This window comes from Singulisphaera photorubra, from assembly GCF_045290345.1.
GTDB lineage: Bacteria > Planctomycetota > Planctomycetia > Isosphaerales > Isosphaeraceae > Singulisphaera.
In genome coordinates this window covers 9,102,527-9,116,565 of record NZ_CP155447.1, presented here as the reverse complement: position 1 = coordinate 9,116,565, position 14,039 = coordinate 9,102,527, and the positions used below count along the sequence as shown (strand labels likewise).

The window sequence follows — 14,039 nt, the reverse complement described above, 5'->3', positions numbered from 1 at the left end:
GTTTTCGCAACGGGTTGGTTTGCAGTCGCATGGGCCGGATATCCATCGCGATTCACGCCCAGTCGCGGATCGTTGTCTTTTTTAGTGAGGGCTGTCTCCCTCCAAGGCCAGTGCCTGGTTGATGTCGAGGCGACATAGGCGTGCGAAAACCGGCTGTAATTTCTCCGCGGCTGGAGTGCCGGCGCCGACAGCGCGGAGGCAGCGATAGAACGCTGCCCAAACCCGCGCACAGAGCTGTTCGGATTCCCATTCCTCTAGACGAAATTCGTCCACCAGACGCGCCAGATCTTCCGAAAGTGGAAGAGCGACCTGGTGGCGATTCGCCATGAGGCAGAGTTCGGCGAGTTGTAGTTTGCGCTGGAACCGCTCTCGGCCGCTCGAGGCCGAGGCCAGGGCGCGGCGGATCAGGTCGATCGCTTCATTGATCCGTCGCTCCTGAACCAACTCGAGTGCCTGGGTCCAGACGTCCGCGGGTTCATCGGACGCTCGTTCGCTGGGGTCGGGAACGTAGGGTTCCATCGGAGGCGGTTGATAGGCCACCGGTTCGTCCGAATCCGAGTCAACGGGTTCGGGAGCCGGGGGGACGATCTCCTCCTGAAGCCAGCTTCGGGTCTCGGAATTGGCCGTTGGGGTGCCGTCTCCTAGCTCTGATTGGCTCAGATCCGGGAAGTCGGTCAGGTAGGCCCGCAACAGACTGCGACAGGCGACCGCGGCCGCCGAGCGGTCGATATCGGTTGAGGCCATCGCGGTGAGTGCATAGCGTTGCGCATCGAGCCAGGCCGTTCCTTCAGGGCGGCCGAGCGCCTGCTCGGCCTCTTCCAGGAGTTGGGTCCACTCCCCCTCCTGGGCGAGTCTTCGGAGGCTCATCCGGACCTCGCTCGAGGGGGCTTCGCAGACGGAGATGTCCGGCGGCTGAGACTGCCCGTACAACTCCCCCATCCGCAGGGCGCGAACGACGAGGAAGGGGGCCGGACTCGCCGGATCGTGCTCCCGAAGATAGGCGCTCGCTTCGAGGATCCGCTGATGTGCGTCGGCCACGCTCGTGATCGGGCCGCCGGAGGACCGGGCGGGGCGGGCGCGACGCCGAGGTGCGGCGACCTGCGGCTCGGCGTCGTACGAGCTCTCCGTCTCGGCGTATTCGGATTGGTCCGAATCTTCGGGCGCTGCGGACTCGTCCTCAACCTCGGCTTCGGCATCGGGCTCGAGCGATCGTTTCTGATTCAGGATCGGCTCGAGGACGTTGCGGCACTCTGTGAGTGCTTTCCGCACCGAGACCACCCCCGGTGAGTCTCGACCCAACCGCTGGTCCATGCTGTCATCAAGAGCCTTGAGCGCATCAATGCAACCGCGAAGGTCTTCGACCAGGGTCACGTAGAATTGCTTCGGCGTTTGGGCCACCGCATCGTCGAACTGCTGCCCGGTGATCTTTCCTTCCGCGATCAACGCATCCATCGCGTCCTGGCTTTTCAGGCCGGCGTTGTCAGTCGCTCTCGATTCCTGCCAGCGATAATACGAATAGCGCTCATCGCCGAATCCGCGGGTCAAGGGGAGGCTGCGGATCAAGGGGGCGACAACGCTTTCAAGAAAGATGAACGGGCCGGAACGCGACTCGAGATCTCCATCGTCGATCTCGGGATAATACGTCTCCCAAAATTGCTCCTGGATCCCGAGCATCAACAAGAAGCCGTCGCGCAGGCCGCCGAACGCGTGCCGACGGCCAAGTGCCTCGGTGATCCAGGCGGCGACTTGCAGATCCTTCGACTGACCTTGAAGGATCTCCGTGCCCAGTTCGATGACGCGTTCCCAGTCGGCGGTTTTGGCCTTCCGCTGCCAGTCGCCTTGCAGGGTGTCGTCCTCGGACCGACGCGCCTCCCGCAACTCATCGTAAACGGCCTCGTAAGCGAGGTTGCGTCCCGACGGGTTTTCGCCGGAGATCGGCGCAAGACACTCATCGACGTTGAAAACCGATGTCGTGGCCATGGTCAGGATTGATCTCCCGCCTGATCGGCCGCCGGTGAATCCGGGGCCGGCTCGCTCGCCTTGCCTTCAGCGAGCGGAAACTGGGCTTGGCCAAGCTCTTGCAGGGTCCGTACCTCTTCACCTACGAGAAAAGACTTGCGGCCCACCCCTCGGATGATTCCGGACCCGACGTCGATCCAGTCCGTCTGCCGTCCCAGTCGCAACAGACCATCCGGGCTCGCTGACGTGCCTGGATAGAGACTGGGGAGGTAGACCTCGCCCAGCTGACCGTCATAGGTCGCCAGCTTGGCAGGCGCCCAGAGCAGGTCAAGCAACGTGATCGGCTTGGGAACTTCGAGAAATTGGACGTGGACCCAGGGGACCCAGTAATAACCGGTCGTCGAGAAGACCTCGAGAACAGGGGCCAAAATGTCGTCCGCATCCCGAAAATCGTCGAATTCCACCCCATCCGCGGTGCCTCGGACCGCCTCGTGGCTCGTGGCCGCCCGATCGAGCAGGCCGCGAGCCTCATCAAAGCGTCCCTCGCGCACCCGATCGAGAGCATCAAGGTGCAACGTCACACTCTCGGGTGGCATCACGAGAAACCGGGGCCGCTCTCCCTTCTCAAAGAGCTGAGTCCGCGCCCGCTCTGCGTTCAAGAGACCTTGGTAGACCCGTAACCCGTTCAGGTACGCGATCTCCGTACTCTTGGTGCGAACCACATCGAGCTGCTTCTCCGCACGGACCAGGTCGCCCGCGTAGCAATGCAGCTGAAAGAGAATGGTGCGCAGTTCGAGGTCGGTCGGATTGGCCTTGATTTCCTCGTTCAAAGCACGGATCGAATCCGTCAGTTGACCGCGATCCAGGTACTCTTTCGCATTCATTGTAAACCTTTTCCGAACGACGGACGAGCGAGCGCTGAACTCCGAGATTGTCGTTCCCGCGGCGTCGCGGTGTCGACCGAACCTGCCGTCTCGACGTCGGCAAGAATTCGGATGTTAAGTCGACTGGGAGATGAAGCCAACATCATACTGGCCGTTCCTGAGAAAGGGACACCATCCTGGAGAGATTCAGCGATTTCGCCAGTTCAAACCGTTGGCCCGCTGACATCCGGACAATGTCGCAGGTCAGAGTGTGCACTTCGGCGGCCCGTGTCACTCCACCTCGAGTTGCGCGTACGAAATCAGGCCCCATTCGCTCGAACGCACTTTGACGAAGGAGGCCGTAACGCCTATAGTGCACGAATCTATTGGGTGCGCGTTGACTCAGCAACGGAACGGTTGAGTTTTTGCAGGTGGGCCAGAGCAAGTCGGGACTGAATCGAATTCCATTGGCGCAGGTTCTCTAGCAAGCCGGAGAAGTTGGATGGCGCAAATCTGTCCCCGATGTGATGCGACTGTCGGCGACGATCTCACGCGCTGTCCCAGTTGCGGAGCCGATCTCGATCCCTGTCGCACGATTCCGCCGGCGCGCCCACGGCAGATTACGCCCGCGAAAGCTCCGGCGACCGCCCGAAAAGTCAGCCCAGTCGAGCGTGCGGAGCATTCGGAAGAGAGGGAGCCGGCCACACCGCCCCCTCCGAGGCCGATCAAGAAGGTCAAGCCGCGCCCGGTCGCGCCACAGCCCTCGGCCCAAGCCCCCAGCGCTCCGACCCCGGCTCCCCAACCTGCGAAGCCAGGTCCCCAGCTCGCCTACACGCCGTCGACTTCCACGGGAGAGATGGCCTATGCTGCGCCGGCCTATGCTCCGCCTGGGGGAGCAGCACCCGCTCCGCCAGAAGCTCGAGGGGGCCTGCGCGGCTGGATGATCAAAATGCTCGGTGGAGCGCAGCCCGCTCCTCCTCAGGCCCAGCCCCAACCTCAGCCCATGCCCGGTGCTTCTCCTTACTACGGATATCAGCAACCGGGGGGTGCCCCGCCACAGCCTGGGCCGCATCCTGGAATGTATCCTCCTGGCGCGGCGCATCAGACGCCCCCGATCGCCCCGGCGCAGCCGCTGCACCCAACTCCTCACCCGGGATGGCCCGAACAGCACCCCGCTCCTGGATTTGGGGGACCGCAACACGCCCAGGGTGGACCAGGGGCGCCGCCGCCTCACACCGCCCCCCCCTCGTTGCTCGACCCCTTTGGAGGGGACTCCGAGGAGATGGAAGCGAAGACTCAGTTCCTGGGTGGGGTCGATCTCGATAAGCTGAAGATCCCCAAGTTCACCTTCACACTTCAGATCCTCGACCATCAAGGCCAGTGGCGAGATTGGGGGCCAATCCACGCCAATGGCCTGAACGTCGGTCGTGCCAAGACGAGCGCGGAGTTTCCCGGGCTCAGCAGCATGGCCGTACGGCACATGAAGTTGCGTTACGATCGCACGACGCTGGTGGTCGAGGACCTCGGATCGATCAACGGCGTTTACCTTCGCGTGATTCAACCGACCGAGTTGAGCGATGGAATGCGCTTTCGCGTGGGCAACCAGACGATCGAGTTTCACGAAGCCCCTCCCTTCGAGCCGGCCTCGCCGTTGGTCGGGGAGGATGGCGAGGAGTATTGCAGCCGGGATCTCGAACCGTTGGCCTACCTTGACCTCATTCGTCCCAACGGTCAGCCGGGGCTTCGATTCCCAATCACCCGTCAGGATGCGACGATCCTGGGGCGTGAAGGACCGAACACCCACATCGCACTGACGAGCGACAATTCTGTAAGCGGAATGCACGCACGAGTCTATCGCAAGGACGGCAAGTTCATCCTCGAGGATTTGAAGAGTCGCAACGGCACGTTCGTTCATGTACTGGGTTCGGCCAAGGTCTCATCGGGCGACGTGCTTCTGGCCGGCCTGGTCTTGTTCCGAGTTATTGATCACATTCAGTAGAGAAAGGCGCTACCGCCGTTCTCACCTCCTCCGTCACTTAGGCACTCGCCAGATTAATCCATCCCAACGGGATGAACATTCCCTAACGAGGGCTACTTGTCTCCTCCAGCCAGGGTATCCGCTCTGGTCAAGATGAGCAGCAGGGCACTCCTGCCACGGAACCAACGTGACCGGATGACCTGCTGCACGCCTCCCGGGGGGCTCACGCAGGGGAGCAGGCTTTGAAGCGACTGTCCACGCTCGAGCGGAAGCATGAGCACGTCCTTTGAAACCTGCACGCGACCAATCGAACATAAGTGCCCGACCTTGTATCCGTCCACCTTTCTTGATATCGTGCATGCGCGTTATAGCATGGCATCGAAGCGTCGCCCCAGACGTCAGGATCAAGGAAGGGAACCAAGGATGTCCCAGTTACGAAGCCTTATTGCATGGACCCTGCTGTTCAGCGGGCTCTCGATCGGATCGGCCCGCGCTGCACAGATCGAGATGAGGACCTACCAGTTCGAGGGAACCCTCGACTCAGTGTCCGATCTGGATGGCATCTTTGATAGCTCCATCCAGGTTGGGTCGTCGTTCTCGATGACCGTATCGATCCCCGCCGCCACGCCGAACGAGCACGTGGGCAGCAACAGCCAGATCTTCGGCACCTACAATTTTCCCACAGATTTCCCAGGCACGGGCATCAGCCTGTCGATCGACGGGAAGCCGGTTCCCGTGGGCATCCCCGACACGCAGTCGAGCGCGAGCATCAACATCGCCCCGTCCCAGAACCATTTCTACGGCCACCAGTTCTTCACGACGACGCTCAACGACGAATCCGTCAGGCAAACGCGACTCGAGTTCGACATGAACTCGGTGGCTAATGCCCTCACGAGCACGGCGCTGCCGAACTTGCTGGACCTCACCGACTTCCTGACGACGCAGGTCTCGCTTGTCATGTTCCAGGGGGAGGATCCCAAGAGTCATGCATCGACCGCGTTAGGCCATATCACGTCGCTCGAGGTCAAGAGCGAGATGGTCACTGCTCCGGTCCCCGAGCCGGGCACCGGCCTCATCTTCGGCGTCGCTGTTCTGGGCTTTCTCGGCTACCGCCACCGGTCACGTCGACCGCGGTGAAATCCCAGTCAGAATGCGGAGGCTCTGGCAGGGGGGGCCTCCCGCTCGCATTGATCCCTTCGCTCGACCTTTTTTCCGTTTCGGTGCTCCGGGTTCCGAGTGGCAACAATGCACCCGGAACCCGGCAACGCAACCAATTGAGAGGTTATTTTCGCGAGCCTCGTCTTATCGAACGATGCGGAAGATCGCGATGAGCCAGACCACGATCAGGATAACAGGCCCTGCCCACCAGACCGAGTTGGCGGTCATTGCAATGATGGCGAACCAGGTCAGCAGGGATAGGCCGCCCCCCACGAGTCCCACGGCCAGGGCGAGCTTCCGATAAAATCGGTCGTCGTCCTTGGCCTGCTGGGTCCATTGGGTCACCGCATGCTCGGCAAGGATCCGGCCGCGCGGACCTCTCAGGAGACCGGCCGTGAAAGCTTGCTCGCGCGGGCTCGCCCCGGTGGCCGTGAAATAGCAGCCTCGAAACAGCATCGGCTCAGTTTCACGATGCGTCGAGAACGCTGCCTCCAGGACGGATCGGAGGCGTTTACGATAGCGGCGGAATTCGATGTCGAGGCTGAAGAGCTGGTTGTTCCCTGGCACGTTGAACAGATCATCGGCCATCAGGCTCAAGATCCAGCCGTGATACCAGCCGGACATCCAGATCAGGCCGTTCTGCACCAGGTCACCACTGAACGGGTGCGAGGCGGGGACGGCGAAACCGCAGCGGCTTTGCCGGAGGGCCGTCGACATCCTCCCCACGAACTCCGGAAAGCCAGGGGTTGTTTCCATCTCGGAAAAGACCGCGAACACCGGGCAACGGACCTTGAGAACCCGCTCGATCGTCCGCAAGTCTTCGCGAACCGAGGAAGCCCACTTCACCGATTCGGGTTGACCTGCCCAGGTGATCGGAAAGAGGACGACCACGCCTCGAACGACCGGGCAATTGGGTCGATCGGCCAGCAGCCGCTGGCAAACATTCTCGAGGCTTCGGCTCCCCTCCTCGCTCTGAACCCCAAAGGCCGAGGCACCCGCCACGCTCAGAAAGAGTCCGTCGGCCGTCGCGTACGCATGCACTGGCGCTTCGCCATCGGGACCTTCGGCGAACAGTTGAAGCCCAGCCGAATGGACCAACGCCGAGGCCCACCCTTCGTCGGGAACCAGGATGAGATAGACGTGCTGCGCTCCCGCCTCGATCCGGGCATTACTCAACCGAAGTTGGATCTCCCGCCATGCGGAATCGATCTCGGACGATCGGTCGGTCGATCCCTCGCCTCCCCCCGCTTCGACGGCCGCCGGCCGACCCTGGTAGAGTGCTCGGCCAAAGGAAATCAACGAGAGGGTAAACCCGACGATCAGAACGAAGATCCAGGTCCAGAAGTAGTTGAGGAAGAGCGGGGGGGTCGACTCGTCAAGAAATGCGTGCGCTGGATTGCGAATGGGAAGGAGGAACAGGAAAATGACCGCCGCCACCGTCACGCAGAGCGCGAGAAACCAGCGCCAGGACCACCGCGCCAGGAAATAGGCGAAGACGGCCGTGATACCGACCCCAATGGTCATCGCCACCCACTGCCCAAATCCGCTGAAGTAATAACTCACGTTGCCTCTCGGTGGATTGGGGCTTTTATCGTGGACGTACGGCCAGAACGAAGCAGGCCAGGGTAATCAAGGCCGTGATTGAAACCAGGGCACTGACGGCGAGCAAGATCGATTGCCCCGGAAGTGGGCTCAACGGTTCACGATCGAGCGATTCGTCCGGCAGAAATTTTTCAGGTTGAAGACCGCTCGAGGCAATCCGGTTGTAGATCCGCTCCGCCCAAGCGCGAAGCTCCGGCTGACTCTCCACGTACTTGCCTCGAAAGCCGAGGGCGACGCACAGGTAGTACGTCTCCAACGGGTCGGTATTGGCAAGGACTTCGGCCTCATGGGCCTTCTCGAAAAAGCGATCGGCACGAAGCCGTTCCTGATAAATCTCCCACTCCAAGATCTGCTGACGCCACTCCAGGGCGTGCGACCAGGGGGAGTTGATCAGAATCTCGTCGATCCAGTACACCAAGGCGTGCTTGGCAAGTTCAAAGTCGTGCGACAACTGGCTCGAGATGCCGGCTTTCCGTGCGGCTTCGTCGAGGGCAACGACAATATGTTCCCGTTCGGGGCCCAGTGGGGGATTTTCCCCTTCTTCCAGACGTTGCTGGAGATTGAGCACCGTCTGGAACACCGGGCTGACGAGACTGGCGAAGGGGTCGGTCATATTAAAAAATTTAGATGACAAACAGCGCGAATTGGAGGTTGGTGGTCTTGCTGCCCTTGGGCGGCACGACCGACAGGATGCGATCGCTCTGGAAGGTGGCCCGCGCCAGGTTCATTCGGATCGCCATCGAGCAAGTATCCGCCACATCACGCCAGAACACCTGGTCACGTTCGATCTGGTAATAAACAATCCCGGTCCCCGCCGGTAGGGCACGCGGAGGGCGCACGATCGGCACGAGCTTGAGCCCACGCAACGCCTGCTTGAAGATCTGCTCGACCCGGGACGTGCTTCCCAGCTTCATATCCATCGACCGCAGGAGCTGTTCGCAATCATCGTCCCCCAGCTCCGTCTCGACGCCGAGAAAGAGGGTCTTCGTACTGCTCAACCAACCGGGTTCCAGGCTCACCTGGAGCCGTTCGCCGTTCTTCTCGAAGTACCGCTTCTCGAACGCCGACGGCGCGATGGTATCGAGGCCGAGCTGAATATACTTGATCACGGTGTAGAAACAACCGCCGATGTCCTCGTGATCGTAGGGAGGAAGCGCCGGGGGCCGCCGCGCGTCCATGAAAATGGCGAGTTGGCCGACCAGCCGAGAAAGCTCGTGAAAGAGCACCAGTGGCGGCAATCCCCGAATGAAGACGATGGACTCGAACGCCGAGAGCGCGCCGTTGAGTGTGGCCAGCTTGAGCAATCGTTCCGCATCACCCGGGACCTGGCTATCGAACGAGATACTCCGGTCCACGATCTGAGAGGCCAGTTGATCGACCTTGGCCCCGATCTGGTGATAGAGCGACTGGACCATTTGCCAGAGGGGCGTCCAGGCATCCAGCACGAGCAGGGGAGGAACGTAGTCGACATCCAACTGGGGAGGCGCTTCGAGCTGAGCGGACCGCTCCACCCGTGCCAAGGGGAGCACTTCGTAGCCGGTATGATCCTGAGTTGAGAGGAGCAAGCGAGCGCGGGTCCGACGGACCAAGAGCGCCTGCTCCTCGCTGCCGGTATTCTCGTCGGTGATCTCCAACTCGTCGACCCAGTACCGCGGGCCATTGGCGGTCGGGACCTCCTCGACGTTGGCTCGCCCGGCCTGGAGCGCGGGCACCGCCAGGTAGATCATCGCCGAGCCCGAGCTCGCCAGCGCATTCCTCAGTTCCACGGGGTCGACGGTGCCGTCGGCCGGGATCGAAAGCTTGGTCCCATCCTTGAAGCGGGCCTCGCACGACCGCAAGACGGCCGAGTAGTTGCCGAATGCTTCGCGGTCGAACTCCACCGAGCGCACGCCCCAGTTGAATGGGTGGAACCAATCTTCGGAATCGCGAAGACTTTCCCGAACATTCCGGTCGGCGACCTGGAAGTGCTGAGGGCGCAGGAACATGCCTTCATGCCAGTGAATCGGTCGGCTTGCCATCGGACACTCCCAGCCCCTGACCTCTTCGGAAACGTTCGAAAAGCATAGCCGATCGGCGGGGCGATCTGAAGGGCTGGCCTTTTCCCGAGGGGGAATTCAGAACGTGCTCGCTTCTCCGGAAGATCCGACGATCAGGCGGAACCCGGATCTCGTTCGCAAACCGTAAGCGTGACCATGACCGGGTGGCGAGTCGCGGCTTGTGGCGAGACGGAACCGAGTGAATCAGTACGCGAAGAAGTGCGCTCTGGGACACAAGTTATTGACGCAGTTTCCAACAGCCCATCATACTGAAGAAACTCGGTCACAACACGAGGCGAAATATCGTAAACTGAGCAAGCCGAAATTCTTCACGGCATTGCGCGACGCCTTTTACGACTATCGTCCGTCAGGAAAGTCATGTCCTCGAAGCTTCCTTAGCGGACATGACTTTTCCCACCGCCAATAGTCTAGTCCCTTGATTTTGAGCGGGTTATGACGACAACAACGCTACAGTCCGGTCGACGGCGATTCGGACTGGTCGACACCCAAAGAATTTCCAAACCGCGACTCTCGCGACTCATCCTGGTCTTTACCGGGATGGTCATCGCGTTGGTCCTCTTCATTTGGTTACTTTTCTGGATTAACCCAACTCGCCGTGGGATTGGTGGGCGCTGGATCGCCCAGCGAGGGCTGACCCGACCTTGGATCGGCCACCAGGCCGCGGACCTCGAAAAAATCACAGGGGCGGTGCGAGGCACTGTGGCCGAGTCGGACTACAGGTCGTTCCCCGACCAGTTGCGCGAGTATCTGACCAAAGCGGCTAACCGCCCGGTGGTGCTCTACGTCTCGGCCGCGGGCGTGGTCGACGACAAAGGGGCCGTGCTCCTGCGCGACGACGGCGGGGTCATCGGTGAGACTTCAGAAACGGACGCGAGGCAATCCGCAATCTCGCTTGAACAGCTCTTTGAGGTCTTCAAGGACGCGGGCGAACGATTTCCAGGCCAATCGAGATTTCTCATCTGGGACGCCGGGCAAGTTGGGTCGGATCGCAATCTGGGAGTCTACGCGAACGGTTTCTTGCCCAAACTCCGCTCCTACTTGGCCGAGAATCCCGTCAAGCGACTCATCATCCTGAGTTCCTGCGCGGCGGGCCAAACGAGCGCCTCGAGCGAATTCGATAATCGCTCGGTCTTTGGCTATTTCGTCGAGCAGGCCCTTGCAGGTAAGGGAAGCACCCCGAATGGACTGACCGTTCAATCGCTCACCCGCTACGTCCGCGCCCAGGTCTCCCTTTGGGTGCGAAATCACCGGCAGGCGGAACAAACCCCCGAGCTTTTCGGGGATACCACCCTGGATTTCCCTCTCCCTCGTTCCCGCAAGCTGACTCAGGCCCCGAAGCCGGAGGGGGACGCGGAAAAGGAGGAGACGGCTCGATTCCTCAAACGCCTGGAGCGAGCTTGGGCCGAGCGCGACGGTTGGCAAAAGCGAAAGCCATATCGATCTGCGCCGCGAACCTGGCTCCGGTATCAAGAGACCTTGCTTCGCGCCGAACGCCTGTTCCGATCGGGAGAGCTGACCGAGGCGGAGGCCGCTTTAAACAGTCTTCCCAACCTGGCGAGCGAAATCTCCCGGGTTCCCGCGCCCGAAGGCTCGCTGGCTCTGCTCGAAAAGCAGGTGGCGGACTCGCCTGACAAGGCGAAATCAAAAGTATTGGAAGACGCCCGCGGCTCGATCAACGAGGCCCTCGACAGCATCTTGGGAGGAGACGAGTCGTCCGTTCCCGAAGAGGGCGCGGACGAAGCGGAGAAGCCGGCCGAAGCGGAGAAGGGGGAGCCGAAGAAAGCCGGTGAACCCGGGGCGGCGCCCCCTGCAACCAAAGGAACGAGTACCAAGAAAGCGCCTGCCGCTCTTGAGAAGAAGAAAACGGAATCGGGACACGGAACCCTCTCGAGTCGTCGAAAAGCGGATTCACCGATCGCTCGGCTCTCCGATGTGGATAACGATCGTCGCCCCTTATTTCCCGAAGCGCAACTGATCGTCTGGAGCGACACCTTCGTGACCCGCGGCCCCGACCGTAACGCATTCCGAGGTCGACGCGGCGAGGCTCTGGAGAAAGCGCTACAGACCCGCAACCTGGCCGAGGTCGCGGCGGCGGCGGACGAGCGGATCAACCGCTGGATCAGGCCTTGGGTCGAGGCCGGGGACATCCACCGTCGCAAGGGACAGGACCTTTTGTTCGCCGCCGAACCGGCCGTGCCCCCCTGCCTGGAAGCCCTCGACCTGGCGGACGAAGCCTATCAGATCGCAATCAAGAACGCCGAGATCTGTGAGCAGGCCATCGACCTGACCGAGCAGCTCTCGGCCGAGTTGCCTTACTACGGCGAATGGAAGGCGCGACGAGGCGGTCGACTGGAAATTGGTCTCGATCCGGCGTTCCAAGAACTGCTCGACTCGACCGCGGAGCTGGCGAGACTGATCCACTCGGTCCCTCCGCCCCTCCGCACGGACGGGGATCCGTTGGCAGGGCGTGACGAACAGATTCAGCGCATCAAACGCCAATCCAGCGTGGTTTCTGAATCGTTTCGCGGGCTGACCGACGACTTCCACAACCAGTGGGAAGGCGGACGCTGGCGCGACCTCGATTCCGTCCTCAACGTTCCGCTGATCCCGTCCGAGACGCGAATGAAGCTTCTCGGCCGGGTCCGCTCGCAGCCGGTGGCCTCCAGCCTGGATGCAACGACCGCAGACGCTTCAAGTAGTTCATCCTCTTCCTCGGACAGTTCGGAAAGTCGTCTCAAACGGGAGTCGGACTCGTTCCTTGCCGAGCGAGCCGCGCGGTCGACCACGAGTCTGGACTCGGGCGAAAGCGAAGGGCAATCGCCGGCCGACCCCAATTTCTGGCGTACCGCCTCTGGCCTCGCCCGGCTTGAGCTGGGCCTTCTCGAGATCGGCGGGGCCAAGAAAGAAGAGGTCGCCTCGCTCCGGGAAACCTACGACCGGGCCTGCCGAAAACTGGGAGGTTCTCCGTTCGCCGAGTTCGCCGAATTTTCGGAACGGATCAGGAGCCTCCGGCGAGCCAGGCTTATCGCCATCGCTGAGAAACCGAATCCCGACTTGCTCTCCGAAAACCTCGATGCGGTTGATCGGGCCATCCGGGTCCTCCCCCTGGCCGACGAGGTCGGGCGCGATAAACTCGTCGAACAGCGGATCAGGTTCCTGCGCAGGGATCTCACCACCTGGCATGGTCAACGCCTGCTCGACGACTTCGCCCCCCGGCACGCGCTTGCCCTCCTCGAGAAGGGGGGAGATGACTACGGCGACTCCGATGAGCTTCGGAAATCCGTCGAGCGGGCGAAAGTCATGGCTCGCGCTAACCTAGTCGTCGATGCCGCCTCACCCAAGCAGGCTTCGCTCGATGATCAAGAAGGCATGACCGTGAGCATCAAAGTCCACTCGGAGGGGGAGATCCCTCCGGGGGACGCCGTCGCCTTCCTCGGCCACGACCTCCGTTTGCCCGTTTCCGTCAACCAAAAAGGGGGCGATGCGACGAGCGGAGTGGCGGGCACCCTCGTGCCGATCGGAGCGGGCAATCCGGCCGACCCGGTCGAATTCGTCGTGGAACGGACGGACTCGACACCCGAGACGGTGTCGATCCAACTCGAACCGGGCGCATTCTATCGAGGGCAGATCTTTCCCAAGGATCTCACCGCCTCGGCCATCGTCTTCCGTTTGACCCCTGGGAAAGAGGGGATCGATGTCACGCTCCGTCAGAGTGACCGAAAGTTGATCAAGATTTTCGGCGACCAGTTCGAGCGGCACCCAGGCCAAGGTTTCCTCCACCCTCATACGCCGCTGGCCTATCGGTTCGTGATCAATCACACGCTTACCAAACCGGCGAAGATCTGGGTGCGCTACGGCCTGGAAGGTATCGAAGGGACCTTCGTCACCCGGAAGGACGTCAAGCTTGAGCCGGGGCGGCCCAACGACGAGATCGGCGACCGGGTCGACACCGACTCGCACGAGATCCCGCTTGAAAAGCCGCGCTATCTGGTCCTCGAGATCCGCAAAGACAACGAGATGGGACGGGTTCTCTTCAAGCGAAGATATCCATTCCGCCAGATCGCGCCCTCTCAGTACATCAGGGTTCAAGATGGGTACGACGAGGCCCAGAACATGGCCTACGTCAACGTCTGGCACCTGAAGAGCGACCCTGTCTGTGGTCCGTCCGACGTGATCGTCACCCTGGATGGGCAGTCGATCAAGACGACTCTCGACCGTGGGGCCGCCGAGCAGTGGTGGCGAATCTATCCCAAGCCGCCACTCCCTGTGGCGTGGAAGATCCAGGTCGAGCAGGTGATCGACGCCTTCAAGGGACGGATTGACACCGGCGTGGTCCCTCCGGAGAAGGTCGCCCCACCCCAGTGAAGATCGGTTGAAGGGTCGCCAGAGAGTTGACGCTCTCTGGCGACCCTCCAAGCACTC

9 protein-coding genes are annotated in these 14,039 nt (G+C 61.6%); 3 read left to right on the top strand and 6 right to left on the bottom strand.

Going from position 1 to position 14,039, the window contains the following annotated elements:
• Nucleotides 1-81: 81 nt before the first annotated feature.
• Nucleotides 82-1,980: a type VI secretion system protein TssA gene (tssA, locus tag V5E97_RS34010; protein ID WP_406695976.1), complete on the bottom strand. Its 1,899-nt coding sequence runs from the start codon at nucleotides 1,978-1,980 to the stop codon at nucleotides 82-84.
• 2 nt (nucleotides 1,981-1,982) lie between these two features.
• Nucleotides 1,983-2,843 (bottom strand): type VI secretion system accessory protein TagJ, encoded by an 861-nt coding sequence (locus V5E97_RS34005; protein WP_406695975.1) that lies wholly within the window; start codon nucleotides 2,841-2,843, stop codon nucleotides 1,983-1,985.
• 481 nt (nucleotides 2,844-3,324) lie between these two features.
• Here V5E97_RS34005 and V5E97_RS34000 point away from each other — a divergent pair, with 481 nt between their 5' ends.
• Complete coding sequence (locus V5E97_RS34000; RefSeq protein ID WP_406695974.1) at nucleotides 3,325-4,821, top strand: FHA domain-containing protein; 1,497 nt, start codon at nucleotides 3,325-3,327, stop codon at nucleotides 4,819-4,821.
• Nucleotides 4,822-4,913: 92 nt separating this feature from the next.
• Here V5E97_RS34000 and V5E97_RS33995 read toward each other — a convergent pair whose 3' ends face one another.
• Nucleotides 4,914-5,075, bottom strand: a complete 162-nt coding sequence (locus V5E97_RS33995) for a hypothetical protein (protein ID WP_406695973.1) — start codon at nucleotides 5,073-5,075, stop codon at nucleotides 4,914-4,916.
• A 148-nt stretch (nucleotides 5,076-5,223) separates the two neighbouring features.
• Here V5E97_RS33995 and V5E97_RS33990 point away from each other — a divergent pair, with 148 nt between their 5' ends.
• Nucleotides 5,224-5,937, top strand: coding sequence for a PEP-CTERM sorting domain-containing protein (locus V5E97_RS33990; protein ID WP_406695972.1), 714 nt, complete (start codon nucleotides 5,224-5,226; stop codon nucleotides 5,935-5,937).
• A gap of 165 nt (nucleotides 5,938-6,102) precedes the next feature.
• Here V5E97_RS33990 and V5E97_RS33985 read toward each other — a convergent pair whose 3' ends face one another.
• From V5E97_RS33985 to tssK, 3 genes are read right to left on the bottom strand one after another with little or no spacing between them, the layout of a single operon-like run.
• Nucleotides 6,103-7,521 carry a type VI secretion protein IcmF/TssM N-terminal domain-containing protein gene (locus V5E97_RS33985; protein WP_406695971.1) on the bottom strand — a complete coding sequence of 473 codons (1,419 nt, stop codon included), beginning with the start codon at nucleotides 7,519-7,521 and terminating at the stop codon, nucleotides 6,103-6,105.
• Nucleotides 7,522-7,546: 25 nt separating this feature from the next.
• Nucleotides 7,547-8,173, bottom strand: a complete 627-nt coding sequence (locus V5E97_RS33980) for a DotU family type IV/VI secretion system protein (RefSeq protein ID WP_406695970.1) — start codon at nucleotides 8,171-8,173, stop codon at nucleotides 7,547-7,549.
• 10 nt (nucleotides 8,174-8,183) lie between these two features.
• Nucleotides 8,184-9,578 (bottom strand): type VI secretion system baseplate subunit TssK, encoded by a 1,395-nt coding sequence (gene tssK / locus V5E97_RS33975; RefSeq protein WP_406695969.1) that lies wholly within the window; start codon nucleotides 9,576-9,578, stop codon nucleotides 8,184-8,186.
• A gap of 471 nt (nucleotides 9,579-10,049) precedes the next feature.
• On the opposite strand from tssK, the gene V5E97_RS33970 reads away from it, so the two are divergent.
• Nucleotides 10,050-13,982 (top strand): hypothetical protein, encoded by a 3,933-nt coding sequence (locus V5E97_RS33970; RefSeq protein ID WP_406695968.1) that lies wholly within the window; start codon nucleotides 10,050-10,052, stop codon nucleotides 13,980-13,982.
• Nucleotides 13,983-14,039 lie beyond the last annotated feature (57 nt).

Coding starts and splice junctions, on each gene's coding strand:
- V5E97_RS33980 (WP_406695970.1), bottom strand. CDS start 8,173: ATGACCGACCCCTTCGCCAGTCTCGTCAGCCCGGTGTTCCAGACGGTG.
- V5E97_RS33990 (WP_406695972.1), top strand. CDS start 5,224: ATGTCCCAGTTACGAAGCCTTATTGCATGGACCCTGCTGTTCAGCGGG.
- V5E97_RS34000 (WP_406695974.1), top strand. CDS start 3,325: ATGGCGCAAATCTGTCCCCGATGTGATGCGACTGTCGGCGACGATCTC.
- tssA (WP_406695976.1), bottom strand. CDS start 1,980: ATGGCCACGACATCGGTTTTCAACGTCGATGAGTGTCTTGCGCCGATC.
- V5E97_RS33970 (WP_406695968.1), top strand. CDS start 10,050: ATGACGACAACAACGCTACAGTCCGGTCGACGGCGATTCGGACTGGTC.
- tssK (WP_406695969.1), bottom strand. CDS start 9,578: ATGGCAAGCCGACCGATTCACTGGCATGAAGGCATGTTCCTGCGCCCT.
- V5E97_RS33995 (WP_406695973.1), bottom strand. CDS start 5,075: ATGCTTCCGCTCGAGCGTGGACAGTCGCTTCAAAGCCTGCTCCCCTGC.
- V5E97_RS34005 (WP_406695975.1), bottom strand. CDS start 2,843: ATGAATGCGAAAGAGTACCTGGATCGCGGTCAACTGACGGATTCGATC.